The sequence below is a fragment of the Faecalibacterium prausnitzii genome (assembly GCF_003287405.1).
Classification (GTDB): Bacteria; Bacillota; Clostridia; order Oscillospirales; family Ruminococcaceae; genus Faecalibacterium; species Faecalibacterium intestinale.
Window position 1 is genome coordinate 62,562 of record NZ_PRLD01000004.1, and the last position, 14,100, is coordinate 76,661.

13 protein-coding genes are annotated in these 14,100 nt (G+C 59.5%); 3 read left to right on the forward strand and 10 right to left on the reverse strand.

The genetic code is table 11. The features are described from left to right. Positions 1 to 195: 195 nt before the first annotated feature. The 4 genes from C4N24_RS05325 to glgB all read right to left on the reverse strand — a co-directional run bounded on the left by C4N24_RS05325 (position 196) and on the right by glgB (position 6,539). A complete protein-coding gene (locus C4N24_RS05325; protein ID WP_112090601.1) occupies positions 196 to 1,494 on the reverse strand; it encodes a 4Fe-4S dicluster domain-containing protein in 1,299 nt (432 codons plus the stop codon). A gap of 5 nt (positions 1,495 to 1,499) precedes the next feature. Further along, complete coding sequence (gene tig, locus C4N24_RS05330) at positions 1,500 to 2,474, reverse strand: trigger factor (RefSeq protein ID WP_112090602.1); 975 nt, start codon at positions 2,472 to 2,474, stop codon at positions 1,500 to 1,502. Positions 2,475 to 2,504: 30 nt separating this feature from the next. Beyond that, a complete protein-coding gene (locus tag C4N24_RS05335; RefSeq protein ID WP_112090603.1) occupies positions 2,505 to 4,448 on the reverse strand; it encodes a hypothetical protein in 1,944 nt (647 codons plus the stop codon). Between the two features lie 135 nt (positions 4,449 to 4,583). After that, positions 4,584 to 6,539: a 1,4-alpha-glucan branching protein GlgB gene (gene glgB, locus C4N24_RS05340; RefSeq protein ID WP_112090604.1), complete on the reverse strand. Its 1,956-nt coding sequence runs from the start codon at positions 6,537 to 6,539 to the stop codon at positions 4,584 to 4,586. Between the two features lie 237 nt (positions 6,540 to 6,776). Here glgB and C4N24_RS05345 point away from each other — a divergent pair, with 237 nt between their 5' ends. The 3 genes from C4N24_RS05345 to C4N24_RS05355 all read left to right on the forward strand — a co-directional run bounded on the left by C4N24_RS05345 (position 6,777) and on the right by C4N24_RS05355 (position 9,476). Continuing rightward, the gene (locus tag C4N24_RS05345; protein ID WP_112090605.1) at positions 6,777 to 8,132 is read left to right on the forward strand and encodes an alpha-amylase family glycosyl hydrolase; all 1,356 of its coding nucleotides are present in this window, start codon (positions 6,777 to 6,779) and stop codon (positions 8,130 to 8,132) included. A gap of 177 nt (positions 8,133 to 8,309) precedes the next feature. Beyond that, positions 8,310 to 8,828 (forward strand): transcription repressor NadR, encoded by a 519-nt coding sequence (locus C4N24_RS05350; RefSeq protein WP_112090606.1) that lies wholly within the window; start codon positions 8,310 to 8,312, stop codon positions 8,826 to 8,828. A gap of 96 nt (positions 8,829 to 8,924) precedes the next feature. After that, positions 8,925 to 9,476, forward strand: coding sequence for a TetR/AcrR family transcriptional regulator (locus tag C4N24_RS05355; protein ID WP_112090607.1), 552 nt, complete (start codon positions 8,925 to 8,927; stop codon positions 9,474 to 9,476). Between the two features lie 70 nt (positions 9,477 to 9,546). On the opposite strand, the gene C4N24_RS05360 is transcribed toward C4N24_RS05355, so the two are convergent. The 6 genes from C4N24_RS05360 to C4N24_RS05385 all read right to left on the reverse strand — a co-directional run bounded on the left by C4N24_RS05360 (position 9,547) and on the right by C4N24_RS05385 (position 14,080). After that, positions 9,547 to 10,311, reverse strand: a complete 765-nt coding sequence (locus C4N24_RS05360) for an amino acid ABC transporter ATP-binding protein (RefSeq protein ID WP_112090608.1) — start codon at positions 10,309 to 10,311, stop codon at positions 9,547 to 9,549. Further along, positions 10,301 to 11,065: an amino acid ABC transporter permease gene (locus C4N24_RS05365; protein WP_112090609.1), complete on the reverse strand. Its 765-nt coding sequence runs from the start codon at positions 11,063 to 11,065 to the stop codon at positions 10,301 to 10,303. Before C4N24_RS05365 ends, C4N24_RS05360 begins: the two co-directional genes overlap by 11 nt. A gap of 112 nt (positions 11,066 to 11,177) precedes the next feature. Continuing rightward, the gene (locus C4N24_RS05370) at positions 11,178 to 12,014 is read right to left on the reverse strand and encodes an ABC transporter substrate-binding protein (protein WP_112090610.1); all 837 of its coding nucleotides are present in this window, start codon (positions 12,012 to 12,014) and stop codon (positions 11,178 to 11,180) included. Between the two features lie 208 nt (positions 12,015 to 12,222). Then, complete coding sequence (locus C4N24_RS05375) at positions 12,223 to 12,798, reverse strand: nitroreductase family protein (RefSeq protein ID WP_112090611.1); 576 nt, start codon at positions 12,796 to 12,798, stop codon at positions 12,223 to 12,225. A gap of 41 nt (positions 12,799 to 12,839) precedes the next feature. Continuing rightward, the gene (locus C4N24_RS05380; RefSeq protein WP_112090612.1) at positions 12,840 to 13,292 is read right to left on the reverse strand and encodes a threonine/serine exporter family protein; all 453 of its coding nucleotides are present in this window, start codon (positions 13,290 to 13,292) and stop codon (positions 12,840 to 12,842) included. After that, a complete protein-coding gene (locus tag C4N24_RS05385) occupies positions 13,289 to 14,080 on the reverse strand; it encodes a threonine/serine ThrE exporter family protein (RefSeq protein WP_055186150.1) in 792 nt (263 codons plus the stop codon). Before C4N24_RS05385 ends, C4N24_RS05380 begins: the two co-directional genes overlap by 4 nt. Between the last annotated feature and the right edge of the window lie 20 nt (positions 14,081 to 14,100).

Consider the following 14,100-nt stretch of genomic DNA (forward strand, 5'->3'; position numbering starts at 1 on the left):
CTTTAAGCCCAGTATAGCATTGTTTGGGCGCAACGTCAAATAGTTTCCACCGGGGCAGGGGCTGACCCCTCCCGTGAAAATGGGATAGCGGAGCGCCCGCAGGCGCTCCGCTATCCCGAAAATAAAAATCTTTTTTCCGCTATTTATGCGCAAAGCAACGCGGAGCGCATTCTGAATCGTCAAATCGTCCGGCTATTATTCGGAAACCTGCTTTCCGAGACTGGGCGCAGTGACGTTGGCAGGGGAAGCGCTCTGCCCGGCGGGGATGGTGTCGGGCAGGGCGGCAGCGGCGGTCTCTGCGGTCTGAGCGGCAGCTTCGGCGGTGGATTCCACAGCGTTTTCCGCTGCCTTGGCGGCATCCTCTGCGGCCTTGGCGGCGCGTTCGGCTTTCAGCTGCTCGGCACGCAGACGCGCTTCCTCCTGCCGCTTCTGGGTGCGTGCCTTGATGCGGCACACCGAGCACAGTCCCTCGGCGCTGTCCGGGGCAATGGGTTTGCCGCACTGTTTGCACAGGGTCTTGGTGCACTTGTGCAGCACCACGGGGCCAAGGGTGGTAAGCTGGTACAGCTTCATGCCGTCAAAGCCCTTGTTGGAGCACACGTTCATGCACACGCCGCACTCACTGCACTTCCACGGGGTAAGTACGATGCGGGTCTGGCCGTTCGGCATATCCTCAAACTTCATAGCGTTGGCACGGCAGGCTTTTTCGCACCGGCCGCAGCCAAAGCAGTTATCGGTGAATTTGGGCATATAGTAGCCGTACTGCAGGGGCGTCTCCATGGCGGCCTTCAGCTGCTTTGTGCGCTGGTGCAGCAGCAGACGGAAGTCCACCCCGCTGTCCTCTTCGCTGCGCAGGCCGGGCAGCATCTGCAGCAGCTTTTTGGTGCCGCTCTTGGAGCCGTGGCTCACCTGCTCCAGCATCTCACGGCGGGTCAATTCCTGCACATGGTAGGGGTACTCTTTTTCCTCATACGCCAGCGAGAACCGCGCTTCGAACATCGGCTGACCGAAAAAGTCCACAAGGCGGGTCAGTTCCTTGCGCAGCTGCTCGGCGCACAGATCGTTCTCGCACTGTCCGCAGGGGGTCAGGTCCAGCACGATCTTTTTGTTCAGCGCCAGATACGCCAGCGCTTCCCACGAGAGCGCACAGATGCAGCTGCGCACCACGGTGTTTTTGCGGGTGGATCTTTCACAGCCGATCCAGATGGTATCGCTGTCGGAGTCCGCTGCGGCGGTATCCCGCTGCACCTGCTCCGGCGAGGGTGCAATGCAGCCGCTGCGGCAGGCGGAAACGCACAGCCCGCAGTCGGTGCAGGGGTCCCAGTCCTTGACAAGGTTCGGGCGGGAGAAAATTTCCTCACCGTAGGGGCAGATATCCTTGCAGGTGGTGCAGGGCTTGCGGTGGGGGTGCAAATTCCAGCATTGGCGGCGGTTGATCTCTGGATGGGTGGTCTTCATCAGGGCATCCATTGCAGTTCTGGTAAAAAAGCCCATGGTCTTTACTCCTTTTCCACAACAGAGGTAAGTGCGGCGTGGTCGAGCAGGAAGCGCTGCACCTTCTGGTTGGTCACGGCGGCGGCTACGGCGTCCCGGCTCAGCACTTTGCGGATCTCTTCCTCCGGGGTGTCGTGCAGCTTGGAAAGGCGGGCGTACTCGGCGTCCACCTCCTGCTGGGTCACGGTGATTTGTTCGGCTTCGGCAATGGCGCGCACTGCCAGCACCGCCCGCAGCTGACGCTCGGCTTCCCTGCGGTAGCCCTCCCGCACCTGCTCCGGGGTCAGCCCGGCGCTCTTGCAGTACAGCTCCATGGTCATCTGGCTCTTGCGCAGCCGCTGACGCAGCTGGTTCATCTGGTACTCGGCGTTCTGCGCCAGCAGTTCGGCGGGCAGCTCCACGGTCAGGTTTGCGCCCGCCATATCCAGCAGCGCCGCCCCGGCAATGCGGTCGGCGTTGGCTTCGTGGGAAAGACGCTTTTTCTCCCGCAGGCTCTCCCGCAGGGCGTCCAGATCGTCATAGCCCAGGGATCTTGCAAGGGCATCGTCCACCGGGGGCACTTGTTTGCGCTCTACTGTGTGCAGGCAGATCTCAAACTGTGCGGTTTTGCCGGAAAGCTCCGGCACGCGGAACTCAGCGGGGTAGGTGAAGTCGAAGCGGAAAGTCTCGCCCGCGCAGTGGCCGTACACCGCTTCTTCTGCGGCGGGCATCAGCTGCCCGGTGCCCAGCACCACGGTCACCTGCTCCATCCGGCTGTCCGGGATGGGTGCACCCTCCAGAAAGCCCTCGAAATCCAGCGTGACCCGCATCCCGCGCGCGGCGGGGGCACCAGTCGGCACAAAGGGCGCATGGACACGCGCCAGATTGCCGATATCCGCTTCCACGGCCTTTTCCGATACCGGGCGCACCCGGCGGGTGAAGGCAAGCCCCTTGTACTGCCCCAAGGCGGCAGCGGGCATGGTGTTTGCAGTTTGTTCCATAGTCGAACACTCCTTTTTATAAAAGCGGCGTTACAGCCCGCGGGCGGCCAGCCAGCTTTCTGCGATCTCGGAGAACATCTCCGGGTATTTGGCATCTTCCTCGGTAAAGGCGCTCAGGTAGTACTCCACCTCGGCGCGGGTGGGGGCCACGGTGCGCCGCCAGATGGTAAAGGTGGTGCCGTTGCCCATATCAAAGGTGGCTTCCTGTGTAAAGTACTCGTCCCGCACCGCAAGGAACCTCTCGTTCAGCTTGTGGGACATCTCGTTCTCAGGGTCATTTACATGAGTCAGCGGGAAAGGATCAGCGGTGAGAACGTATTTTGCCTCAAAGAACTGCATGGGGAAGTTGTGGGTGCCCGGCACCGAGAAGCCGAAGGCCAGCTTATCGTTGATGGGGGTCGCGGGCAGCTGGCAGTTCTTGAAGTGGTCCGGGCAGTACAGCGTGTCGTGGGGGATCATGTAGCTGATCTCGCCCTCGGCGCAGTGGGTGTCGATCCAGTTGGCAATGGCCTTGATCTGCGGCAGATCCTTGCGGTCATAGACCAGGTCATCAATGGCGGCAAAATCGCGGGCGCTCTCCTGCAGAGAGGCCGAGAGAATAGTGCGGCCGATGAGAAAATCCGGCAGAGCGACGGTGGTCAGCGGGGAGCAGCGCACCGAGGTGGCAAAGGCGATGGTGAACAGCCAGAAGCCGATCTTCAGGTTCCGGCGGCGGGTGATGCCCTCGGCCAGCGCAGTCGCGCCCAGCAGGAACAGCAGAAACCAGCCGGGTAAAAACAGCAGCATATGTTGGGAACCGGTGGTCTGCACCCGGGTGAACAGCAGCATGCTCAGCAGGATCTCCAGCCCGGCAAGGCAGGGCAGCGCGGGCATTTTGTGCCTTTTCAGGCAGAACCACAGGCCCAGACCGATGAGCACAAGGTTCATCAGGCCCATGCGGGCGTATTGCAGGTAGATCTCCGTGACCATGCCGCCGCCGTTATAGTAGGCGTAGCGGTCGGCGTAGCTGTAAGCAAGGATGTGGCTGACCATCGGCCACAGCAGCACCAGCATGGCCACCATGGACATCAGGCCGAACAGCACCAGATTGCGCACCTGCACGAGCGCCTGCTTTTTCTGCCCGGCGCGGGCGGTGCGCACGCTGCTTACCAGCACCAGAACTGCGTAGGCAAAGTAGTAGCCCACTACAAAATATAAGTACCACCGGCGGGAGAGGATAATGGCTGCCGTGGCAGCAAACAGCAGGCAAAAGCGTACCGGCTCCAGTTTTTCAAACCGGAAATCCAGCGTGAGCAGCAGGATGCTGAAGCCGAAGATGAGACCGAACCAGTCCGGCTGGCTGAGCATGGCACTCATGCGCAGCCACGGGTAGGTGACCATCCACGACATTCCAATAAGGAAGTACCAGAAGCGGTTCTTCACCTGCAGCATCTGCCCCACCTTGATGGTAAGCCCTGCCAGCAGCACCAGCAGCATGGGCAGGATGCTGAACACCTGACAGAAGGCAAAGCTGTCGCCGGTGCGGTCGCTCAGGCAGAAGGGAAAATCCAGAAACAGGGTAATGAAGTTGGTGTAGTCCTCGGCAAAAGAGCCGAAGATGTAATGGAAGCCAGCCGTCGGGCTTTGCAAAAAGGCGGCTTCGGCGCTGTACTGCTTGTTGATATAGTTGACATAATCCCAGATGTATACAAAGCTGCGGCGGTTCAGCGCCCAGAAAAAGTAGATCAGCGCCGCCGCCCACAGGCCGACGATCACCGCTTTGTGGAACAGGTCAAATTTTATCCCTGCTACCCGCAGCACCAGCAGCACACAGGCGAACAGCGCTAAGTTGCACCACAGGCTCACCAGCGGAAAAAAGAACCTGCTGCCGGGCGCAGCCAGCGCAAAAACAGCCAGCAGCACTGCCGCTGCAGCCAGCACCAGCGCAGTTTTCGCCGCAGCGGAAACGCGGGGCTTTGTGATAGTATCGGTCATGGAACAAGACCCTCCTTGCAAAGTTTCACATTCTACAGTATAACAACTCCCCCGGGCACTGTCCAGCACCCCGGCGGCGAAAAATGCAGAATGTCCCGCCGCTTTCAAAGCAGACGGGACATTTTTGCATAAATATTACTTATCGGAAACTTCTGCGGCGGCTTTTGCAGCCTTTGCCGCCTTGCGCTTTTGCGCCAGCGCCTTGTTGGCGCTCAGGCGGGCGGCGTCCGGGTTCGGGGCTTCCGGGGTAAGCCGCAGCAGGTAGCTGCCCATGGCGGGCAGATCCAGCGTCAGGGTGTAGTCCCTGCCAAACACACCGCCGTCGGTGGTGTGGAAGTTCTGCTTGCGGTGCGCCTTGTGCACGCCGCCCCATGTGCCGGCCTCGGTATCCAGCACCAGCTCTGCGCTGCAGGGGAACTTGAGGTACAGAGGAAACTTTTTGTGGGCGCTGTCCTGTGTGTTCATGACGCAGAGCAGGTTCTGCCCGCGCCCCTTGCGCAGCCATGCGTACACGCCCTCGGCACAGCTTTCGCTTGCCACCCACTCAAAGCAGTCCGGGTTGTACTCGCCATCGTAGAGGGCGGGCTCGGAGGCGTAGGTGCGGCAAAGGGCGGCAAAGTATTTCTGGAAGGCATCGTGGAAGGGGTATTCCAGCAAATTCCAGTCCAGCTCCCGCTTTTCGTCCCACTCCCGGAAATGTGCCAGCTCGTTGCCCATAAAGTTCAGCTTTTTGCCGGGATGGGTGTACATATAAAAATATAGGGTGCGCAGCTGGGCGCACTTTTCCGCGTAGCTGCCCCACAGCTTATCAATGATGGTCTTTTTGCCGTGCACCACCTCATCGTGGCTCAGCGCCAGCAGGTACAGCTCGTTGTAGAAGTAGTGCATACTGAACAGCAGCTTGCCGTAGCAGCCCGGGCGCTCGCCGAAGGGGGTGGCAAAGTAGTCCAGCGTGTCGTGCATCCAGCCCATGTCCCACTTGTAGTCAAAGCCCACGCCCTCGTAGCGGGTGGGAGCGGTCACCTTGAGGAAGTTGGTGGAGTCCTCCGCCATGTAGATGCCGGTGGGCCAGCGCTCGTTCAGGCCGTGGTTCAAACTGCGCAAAAAGTTCACCGCGCCCTGATTCACGCCGCGGTTGGGGTCGCCCTGCCAGTACAATGCGCGGGAGATGGCGTCCATGCGGATGCCGTCGCAGTGGTACACGTCCATCCACAGCCCGGCGGCGCTGCTCAAAAAGCTGCACACCTCCCGGCGGTAGTAGTTGAAGTTGCAGGTGCCCCACTCGCTCTGACCCACGTCGCTGTCGTACTCGTACAGGTGGGTGCCGTCAAACTTTGCCAGCGCGTCAGCATTGGCGGCAAAGTGCACCGGTACAAAATCCATGATGACGCCGATGCCCATGCGGTGGCAGGCGTTGACAAAGCTGGCAAACTGGGCGGGGGAGCCGTAGCGGCTGGTCACCGAGAAGTAGCCGGTGGTCTGGTAGCCCCAGCTGCCGTCAAAGGGGTGCTCTGCCAGCGGCAGCAGCTCCACATGGGTAAAGTGATGCTCCAGCAGCCACGGGATGAGTTCCCGCGCCAGCTCCTCGTAGTTGTACCACCCGTCCGAGCCGTCCGGCTGGGTAGTGCCGGGCTTATGCTTCCAACTGCCGGCGTGCAGCTCGTAGATGTTCAGCGGGCGGTTGCGGCATTTGTCCCGCCGCTCCATCCACGCGGTGTCGTCAAAGGTGAAATCCAGCTTTGTCAGCTTGCTGGCGGTGCCGGGGCGCAGCTCGGTGGCAAAGGCGTAGGGGTCGCTGCGCATCACGGTGCTGCCGTCCGCGCCGTGCACGCGGTATTTGTAGAGGTCCCCCTCCGCAAGGCCGGGGATAAAGGCGCTCCACACGCCGGTATCGGCTTTTTCCATGGGCACGCCGCGCTCCCAGCCGTCAAAGCCGCCGCACACCTCCACGGCGGTGGCACCGGGTGCCCACACGGCAAAACGCCAGCCCTCGGCGCCGTTTGGGTCGGTGCAGGGGTGCGCACCCAGAATGCGGTAGGCATCGAAGCAGTCGCCACTGAAAAACGTGCGGGGGATCACAGGGTAATTCATGCAAAGATCTCCTTACTTCTCTATGTTGACCGGCGCGCCGTGCGCCGGTTGGTACAAAGCTATTTGGGCAAACTATCCAAGAAAAACGGCTATTTACCGGCATGATAGCCGATAATCTTAGCGAATCTTGACAAAAATCGGCAAATTTTCACATATTTGCCAAATCTTGTGGTATACTGTTGCTACCGCCGTGCAAGCGGCGCAACTTTTTAAGCAATAGAATGGGAGCGAACGATCATGGCTTGGTATGACGAAGCAGTATTTTATCACATCTATCCGCTGGGGCTGTGCGGCTGTGCGCACGAAAACGACGGCCAGCCCACCCCGGGTGCTTTTGCAAAGCTGGAAGCATGGGCAGCCCACGCGGCAAAGCTGGGCTGTACGGCCATCTACATCGGCCCGCTGTTCGAGAGCGGCTCCCACGGCTACGATACCATCGACTACCGTCTGGTGGACCGCCGCCTTGGCACCAACGAGGAGTTCAAGGCCTTTGTGGCGGCCTGCCACGCCCGCGGGCAGCGGGTCATCGTGGACGGCGTGTTCAACCATGTGGGCCGCGATTTCTTTGCCTTCCAGGACCTGAAGTCGAACCGCGAGAACGCCCGCTATAAGGACTGGTTCTGCGATGTGAACTTCTGGGGCAACAACGAGTATAACGATGGCTTTTCCTACGGCAACTGGGGCGGCTACAACCTGCTGGTCAAGCTGAACCAGCGCAACCCGGAGGTGCAGCAGTACCATTATGATACCGTCCGCTTCTGGGTGGAGCAGTTCGACATCGACGGCATCCGTCTGGATGCAGCCGACGTGCTGGACTTCGACTTCATGCGCGGGCTGCGCCGTCTGGCAAACGAGGTAAAACCGGAGTTCTGGCTGATGGGCGAGGTCATCCACGGCGATTACAGCCGCTGGGCAAACCCGGAAATGCTGCACTCCGTTACCAACTACGAGCTGCACAAGGGCTTGTGGAGCGGACACAACGACCATAACTATTTTGAAATTGCCCACACTATGCGCCGACTGCAGGGGCTGTGCCACGACACCCGGCTGTATCTCTTCTCAGATAACCACGATGTGGAGCGTCTGCCCAACAAGCTGCGCAACCGGGAGCATATCCGGCACATTGCCATTCTGGTGTACAGCCTGTGGGGCATCCCGTCCATCTACTACGGCTCGGAGTTCGGCATCGAGGGCAAAAAGGAGTGGGGCAGCGACTGGCCGCTGCGCCCCTGTCTGGAGCTTAGCGACTACGCTGACGCAGAACGCACAAATCCTGTTACCAGTGTATACAAAGTTCTGGGGAAATGCAAGGCTGAATTGCCGGAAATGACCTACGGCGAGGTAAAAGAGCTGCAGCTCACCACCCAGTGCTATGCTTTTGCCCGGGTGCTGGACGGCAAGGCGGTGGTAGCGGTGCTGAATAACGGCGATACTCCCGCACAGCTGGAGTTCCAGCTGCCGGTGGAAGCTGCCAAGGTCACCGATCTGATGGCGGACACTGTAGGCGCGCAGGAGGTGCTGGTCTCCACCGAGTGGAACCGCATGAAGGTGCAGCTGCCCTCCAATTACGCCACCCTGCTGCGGGTAGAATAAAGCACCGCTTGAGGCTTGCCCCGGAGCAAAAGCTTTCACCCTTTGGGGAAAGACTTCCCCCTTCCGGGGGAAGCCTTTTTTCGGAAGTCTGCTGTTGGAATAACCTTGCACATTTTGCCGCGTTTTGCTACAATAAGGAGAGAAAAGTTGTTTTACGGAAAGGAAGCCTGACCCCCTATGAATGCAGCACAGCGCAGAGAACGCATCCTGACCCGGTTGAACAGCGCCGGTGCCCCCTTAAGCGCCAGCACGCTGGCGGCAGAGCTGGGGGTGTCGCGGCAGATCGTGGTAGGAGATGTGGCACTGCTGCGCGCCGGCGGGGCGCAGATCGATGCCACCCCCCGGGGCTACCAGCTGCACCCGGCGGAAAAGGGCTATACCGGCATTCTGGCCTGTGTGCACCGCACGCAGGAGGAGATGCGCCGGGAGCTGTACACTGTGGTGGATCAGGGCGGCACAGTGGTGGATGTGGCGGTGGAAAACAGCCTGTACGGCGAGATCCGCGCCACGCTGAACCTGTGCAACCGGTACGACGTGGACAACTTTATCCGTCAGGCGGCGGATGCGCCCGAGAGCCTTTTGAGCCGCATGACCGGCGGCGTGCACCTGCATACTTTGCGCTGCCCGGATAAGGACACCTTTGCCCGCATCCGCGCAGCTTTGGAGCAGCAGGGGCTTTTGTACCGCAAGGAGTAACGCTGCTCCGCTTATACCCAGTATAAAAAGGCTTGCGGGGCTTGTCTATCCGCAAAACCGGAAAAATGTTGGAAAATCAACAAAAAAGCAAAAGAGGTGGGTTTTCTGGATATCCGCATTGAAAAGACCGAGCGCGCCATCAAACAGGCCTTTATGGAGCTGCGCCGCGAAAAGCCGGTGGAGAAGATCCGTGTCAAGGAGCTGTGCGACCGCGCCTGCATCAATAAATCCACATTTTACGCCCATTATCAGGATATCTATGCGCTGGCCAACGCCATGGAGGACGAGATGGTGCAGGCGGTGGTGGAAAGCCTGCCCCGCCTGACCGCCAGCGATGTGAGCGAGCGCACCGAGTGGCTTGCGCGGGAGATGTTCCGCGCCTTTGCCGAGCATCAAGAAGAGATCGCCGTGCTGTTCTCCGGCTCCCGGCAGGGGCTGTTCATCAACCGGGTGGAGCAGGCTATGTGCCATTACATCGCCCAGACCGACCCCACCTTTGAGACGGACGTAGTGCGCAAGGTGGTGCTGTCCTTCTGCGTGCAGGGGTGCTACTACACCTTTACCAGCTACTGCGGCCAGATGGACGAAAAGCGCCTTGTGGCGCTGCTTGCCTCCATCGCCCGCGCCGCGCAGAAGATACGGATGTAATGTAAGAAAAATAAAGAAAACAGAATGCCGGACAACCCGCAGGTTGTCCGGCATTCTGTTTAAAAACTCTTTACAGCATCTTGGAGAGGAAGGCTTTCAGACGGGGGTGTTTGGGGTTGGTGAACAACTCCTGCGGCGGCTCATCCTCCTGAATTTTGCCACCGTCAATGAAGATGACCCGGTTGGACACCTCGCGGGCAAAGCCCATTTCGTGGGTGACCACCAGCATGGTGATGCCGGTGTGTGCCAGCTCCTTCATCAGCTCCAGCACCTCGCCCACCATCTCGGGGTCAAGGGCGCTGGTGGGCTCGTCGAACAGGATCACGTCCGGGTCCATGGCCAGCGCACGGGCAATGGCGATGCGCTGCTGCTGACCGCCGGACAGGCTCTTGGGGTAGGCGTTGGCCTTGTCAGCCAGACCTACGCGGGCCAGCAGCTCGTCTGCGCGGGCAGAGATGGCGTCCTTGTCCTTCAGCTTCAGCAGGCTGGGTGCCAGCTCAAGGTTCTTTTTCACGGTCAGGTGGGGGAACAGGTTGAAGTGCTGGAACACCATGCCCATCTTCTGGCGCACGGCATCGATGTGTGTCTCGTTTACCTCCACACCCTCAAACTTGATGGAACCGGAGGTGGGAGTCTCCAGCCGGTTCAGGCAGCGCAGAAAGGTGGACTTGCCGCAGCCGGAAGGGCCGATCAGGCACACCACATCGCCGCGGTAAATATCAAGGTCGATGCCTTTCAGCACATCCAGCGTGGGGTCGGCCTTTTTTGCGCCGCGCTTCTTTACGCCGCCATAGGTCTTGGTCAGGCCGCGTACTTCCAAAATCTTATCGGTCACTTTGTGCCAGCCTCCTCTCAAACTTGCTCAGCAGCCATGTAAACAGCATAACAAGGATCAGGTAGATCAGTGCAACGCCCAGCAGGGGGAACATGGCTTCATAGGTACGGTTCATAATGCCCTGTGCAGCATACAGCAGCTCCTTGCCGCCGATGGTGGTGATCAGGGAAGTATCCTTGAGCAGGACGATGAACTCGTTGCCCAGTGCAGGCAGCACCGCACGGATGGCCTGCGGGATGATGATGACCACCATGGTGGTCATGTAGTTCAGGCCAAGGCTGCGCCCGGCCTCCATCTGGCCGGGGTCCACAGCCATCAGGCCGCCGCGGATGATCTCGGATACATACGCGCCGGAGTTGATGCCCAAGGTCAGTGCACCAACCATAGTAAAGTTGCGGCTGTTGGAAAAAATGACCATGCTCATGATCAGCAGCTGCACCATCATGGGCGTGCCGCGGATGATGGTGGTGTACAGCTGACACACCGCGTTAAAAAAGCCCAGCACCGCGTTTTTGTGGCCGGGTCGCTGCTGGTCGTGGGTCACGCGCACCAGTGCCACCACGCTGCCCAGCACCACGCCCAGCGCCAGCGCCAGTGCGGTGACCAGCAGGGTGGTGCCCACACCGTTGATGTACTGCATCCAGCGGTCCTTCAGCAGAAAGGCCTGATAAAACTTAAAAAAGAAATCCTGTCCAAAGCTTAGCTTTGTGCCGCTGTTGAGCAGCTCTTTGAGCAGTTCGTATTGCGCAGCCATTCACATCCTCGCTTTCTGTTTGTCAATAAATTGTAACCACTTTTTTCTAAAAAAAGAGGTGCCCCGGAGCGGGGCGCCTCCTTGGGTACGGGAATGGTACAGGGCACGCAGCTTAGTTTGCGTTGATGTACTTGTCCACGATGGCCTGCAGAGTGCCGTCAGCCTTCAGCTCCTCCAGAGCCTTGTTGACAGCGTCCTCCAGAGCAGAACCCTTTGCCATGCCGATGGCGTAATCCTCCTCGGCGTAGCTGGTATCCAGCACCTTCAGGCCGGGGTTGGCAGCCACGAACTCCTGTGCGGGAGCGTTGTCGATGACCACAGCGTCCACCTGACCATTGTTCAGGGCCTGCACAGCGGTCAGACCGTCGTCGTAAGCAACCACGTTCTCATCGCCGAAGTCATCGGAGCAGTAGATGTAGCCGGTGGTGCCGCGCTGGGTACCAATCGTCTTGCCGGCCAGATCATCGGGAGAAGCAATATCGGAATCGTTGGGCACGATGATGGACTGGATGCCGGTGGCGTAGCTGTCGGAGAAGTCCATCACAGCCTTGCGCTCGTCGGTCACGGTAACGCCTGCCATCACGATGTCGGCCTTGCCCTGCTGCACGCTGAGCAGTGCGGCGTCAAAGTCCATGTCATCGATCTGCAGCTCCAGACCCAGCTTCTCAGCAATGGCCTTGGCGGTGTCCACGTCGATGCCCTCGAACTCGCCGGCATCGGTGGTCATCTCGTACGGAGGGAAGGCGGCGTTGGTAGCCATGGTCAGCTTGCCGGCTTCCACGGTGGTCAGCTCAGCAGCAGCGGCAGAAGAAGCAGCCTCGGAGGAAGCAGCAGAGCTTGCCACAGAAGAAGCAGCAGAGCTTGCGGAACCACCGCAGGCGGTCAGAGCCAGAGCAGCAACGGAAACAGCAGCGGCAGCCATGAAGCTGCGGCGAGAGATCTTTTTCATATTCAAACACTCCTCAATCTATGCAATATAGTTTGCTTTGCCCCGATGGGATGCGATTCATCGCGCTTTCGGGGAACGCACTTAGTATAGTTTGTACAAAACAAAAAGTCAATACTTGTGCATAATAATCCGTGAAATTGAAACGATTTTGCAAACATTTATGCAATAACGGAGAAAATGTATGAATATATGCGGTATAAACCGGCTTTTACAGGCTTCTTGCAATCTCCTCCGCGCTGCGCTTAGGTACGCAGTAGTCGCGGTTTTCATCCAGATAGTACTTTACGCCGGTCTGCTCGGTCATGGGGACGATGCCGGCTTTGTGGGTGGGGTAGCCGAAGGCCACCATAAAGGCCAGCTTCTGCGGCTCCTCAATGCCCAGCAGCGCGGTCAGGGCGGGCTTATTGATCGCGCCCATGATGCAGCTGCCCACGCCTTTGTCCCATGCGGCAAGGGTCATGTTTGCCAGCGCAATGCCGGTGTCGGTGGCAAGGTCGCCGGGGATGGCGGTATCCTGCACCACCGCTGCATAAAAGGTGGGCAGCTCGTCTGCCTTGGGCGTGCCCTGCTCCGGCGGCAGATAGCCAGCCCATTTGACCAGCGGCTGTACCTTGGCCACCATCTCCGGGCTTTGCACCAGCACCAGACGCACCGCTTGCCGGTTTGCCCCGCAGGAGGACAGCCGCACGGCCTGTACGATATCGTCCACCACATCCTGCGGCACGGCCTTTTGTACAAACCGGCGGTAGGTGCGGCGGGTAGTCAGAAGTTCCATTGCGTTCATAGAGATCACTCCTTTATATAGATAGCTTGGAAAGCGACAGATTATTTCCGCTTTTTCGGCAGCGGCACGCACAGCACCAGACTGATGCCGATGGCCAGCGCCACCGCAATTTTAAAGGTGCTGATGCCCTTGGCAAGGGCAAGGGCGTTTTCGTTCTGGATGAAATAGTAGGCGGTGTAGTAAATGCCCGCGCCCGGCACCAGCGGGAAAATGCCGGTCAGCAAAAACACCGTGACCGGCGTTTTTTGGGTAATGGCAAACACGCGGGTAAGGATGGTAAGCGGAATGACCGCCAGCAGGGAGGCCGTGGCGGCGTCTGCGCCCAGCAGGGTCAGCAGTTCGTACCACAGCCAGCCCACAGCGCCCACCAGTGCGCAGTAAGGCAGGCAGCGCCGGGGGCACGCAAACAGAATGGCAAAACTCAGCGTGCCCGCCGCGGCCAGAAAAAACTGCGCGGTCAGCTCACTGATCTGTACAGCTGTAAGGGATATCATACCACGACCACCCCCGTAAATACTGTGTACAGCCGCAGCACAAGACCGGTGCCTATGGCAATGCTGGCGGCAATGAGCAAAGCGTCGATCATGCGGATGGTGCCGGAAAGGTAGTCGCCCTGCACAAAGTCCCGGATGCCCATGGTAAAGGCGATGCCCGGAGTCAGGATCATCAATGTACCGATGATGGCGTGGCTGGCAGAAGTGTGCAGCAGATTGCATAGCAGGATGCACACCAGCGTGATCAGCGCGGCGGTGCTGATCTTCTGGAAGCCGCCGGGCACTTCATGCCGCCCGCACCACAGCAGATACCAGCTGGCCACCAGTCCCGCCCCGGCAGCTGCCAGTGCACTGCGCAGGTTGCCGCCGAACATCATGGCAAAGCAGAACGCCCCGCACAGCCCGGACAGCAGCTGCACATGGTCTTTGGGGAAGGGCAGCTGCCGCGCCAGCACCAGACGGCTCTCGGCCTCATCCAAGGTCATCCCGGTCTGGGCAATCTGGCGGGAAAGCTCGTTCACCGCCGCTACCCGCCCCAGATGGGTGGTGCGCACCGGTACGTTGCGCACTTCGCTGATCTCGGCAGTGCCGGCGCTGGCAAAAATGCCGTTGGTCAGCACATAAACGTGAAATTCCCGCAGGTGGAAGCTGCGCGCCATGATCTCCATGGTCTGCTCCACCCGGAACACCTCCGCGCCGTTTTCCAGCAGGGTCTGCCCTGCGGCCATGATAAAATCCATAATGCGGCGGCGCAGCTCTTCATCGGGAAAAGGGTCTCTGCTGTTCATTGCCTGCTCTCCTTGCAAAA

Excerpts from the sequence above, each read along its gene's own strand:
- C4N24_RS05325 (WP_112090601.1), bottom strand. The coding sequence starts at position 1,494 with ATGGGCTTTTTTACCAGAACTGCAATGGATGCCCTGATGAAGACCACC.
- tig (WP_112090602.1), bottom strand. The coding sequence starts at position 2,474 with ATGGAACAAACTGCAAACACCATGCCCGCTGCCGCCTTGGGGCAGTAC.
- C4N24_RS05335 (WP_112090603.1), bottom strand. The coding sequence starts at position 4,448 with ATGACCGATACTATCACAAAGCCCCGCGTTTCCGCTGCGGCGAAAACT.
- glgB (WP_112090604.1), bottom strand. The coding sequence starts at position 6,539 with ATGAATTACCCTGTGATCCCCCGCACGTTTTTCAGTGGCGACTGCTTC.
- C4N24_RS05345 (WP_112090605.1), top strand. The coding sequence starts at position 6,777 with ATGGCTTGGTATGACGAAGCAGTATTTTATCACATCTATCCGCTGGGG.
- C4N24_RS05350 (WP_112090606.1), top strand. The coding sequence starts at position 8,310 with ATGAATGCAGCACAGCGCAGAGAACGCATCCTGACCCGGTTGAACAGC.
- C4N24_RS05365 (WP_112090609.1), bottom strand. The coding sequence starts at position 11,065 with ATGGCTGCGCAATACGAACTGCTCAAAGAGCTGCTCAACAGCGGCACA.
- C4N24_RS05370 (WP_112090610.1), bottom strand. The coding sequence starts at position 12,014 with ATGAAAAAGATCTCTCGCCGCAGCTTCATGGCTGCCGCTGCTGTTTCC.
- C4N24_RS05375 (WP_112090611.1), bottom strand. The coding sequence starts at position 12,798 with ATGAACGCAATGGAACTTCTGACTACCCGCCGCACCTACCGCCGGTTT.
- C4N24_RS05380 (WP_112090612.1), bottom strand. The coding sequence starts at position 13,292 with ATGATATCCCTTACAGCTGTACAGATCAGTGAGCTGACCGCGCAGTTT.
- C4N24_RS05385 (WP_055186150.1), bottom strand. The coding sequence starts at position 14,080 with ATGAACAGCAGAGACCCTTTTCCCGATGAAGAGCTGCGCCGCCGCATT.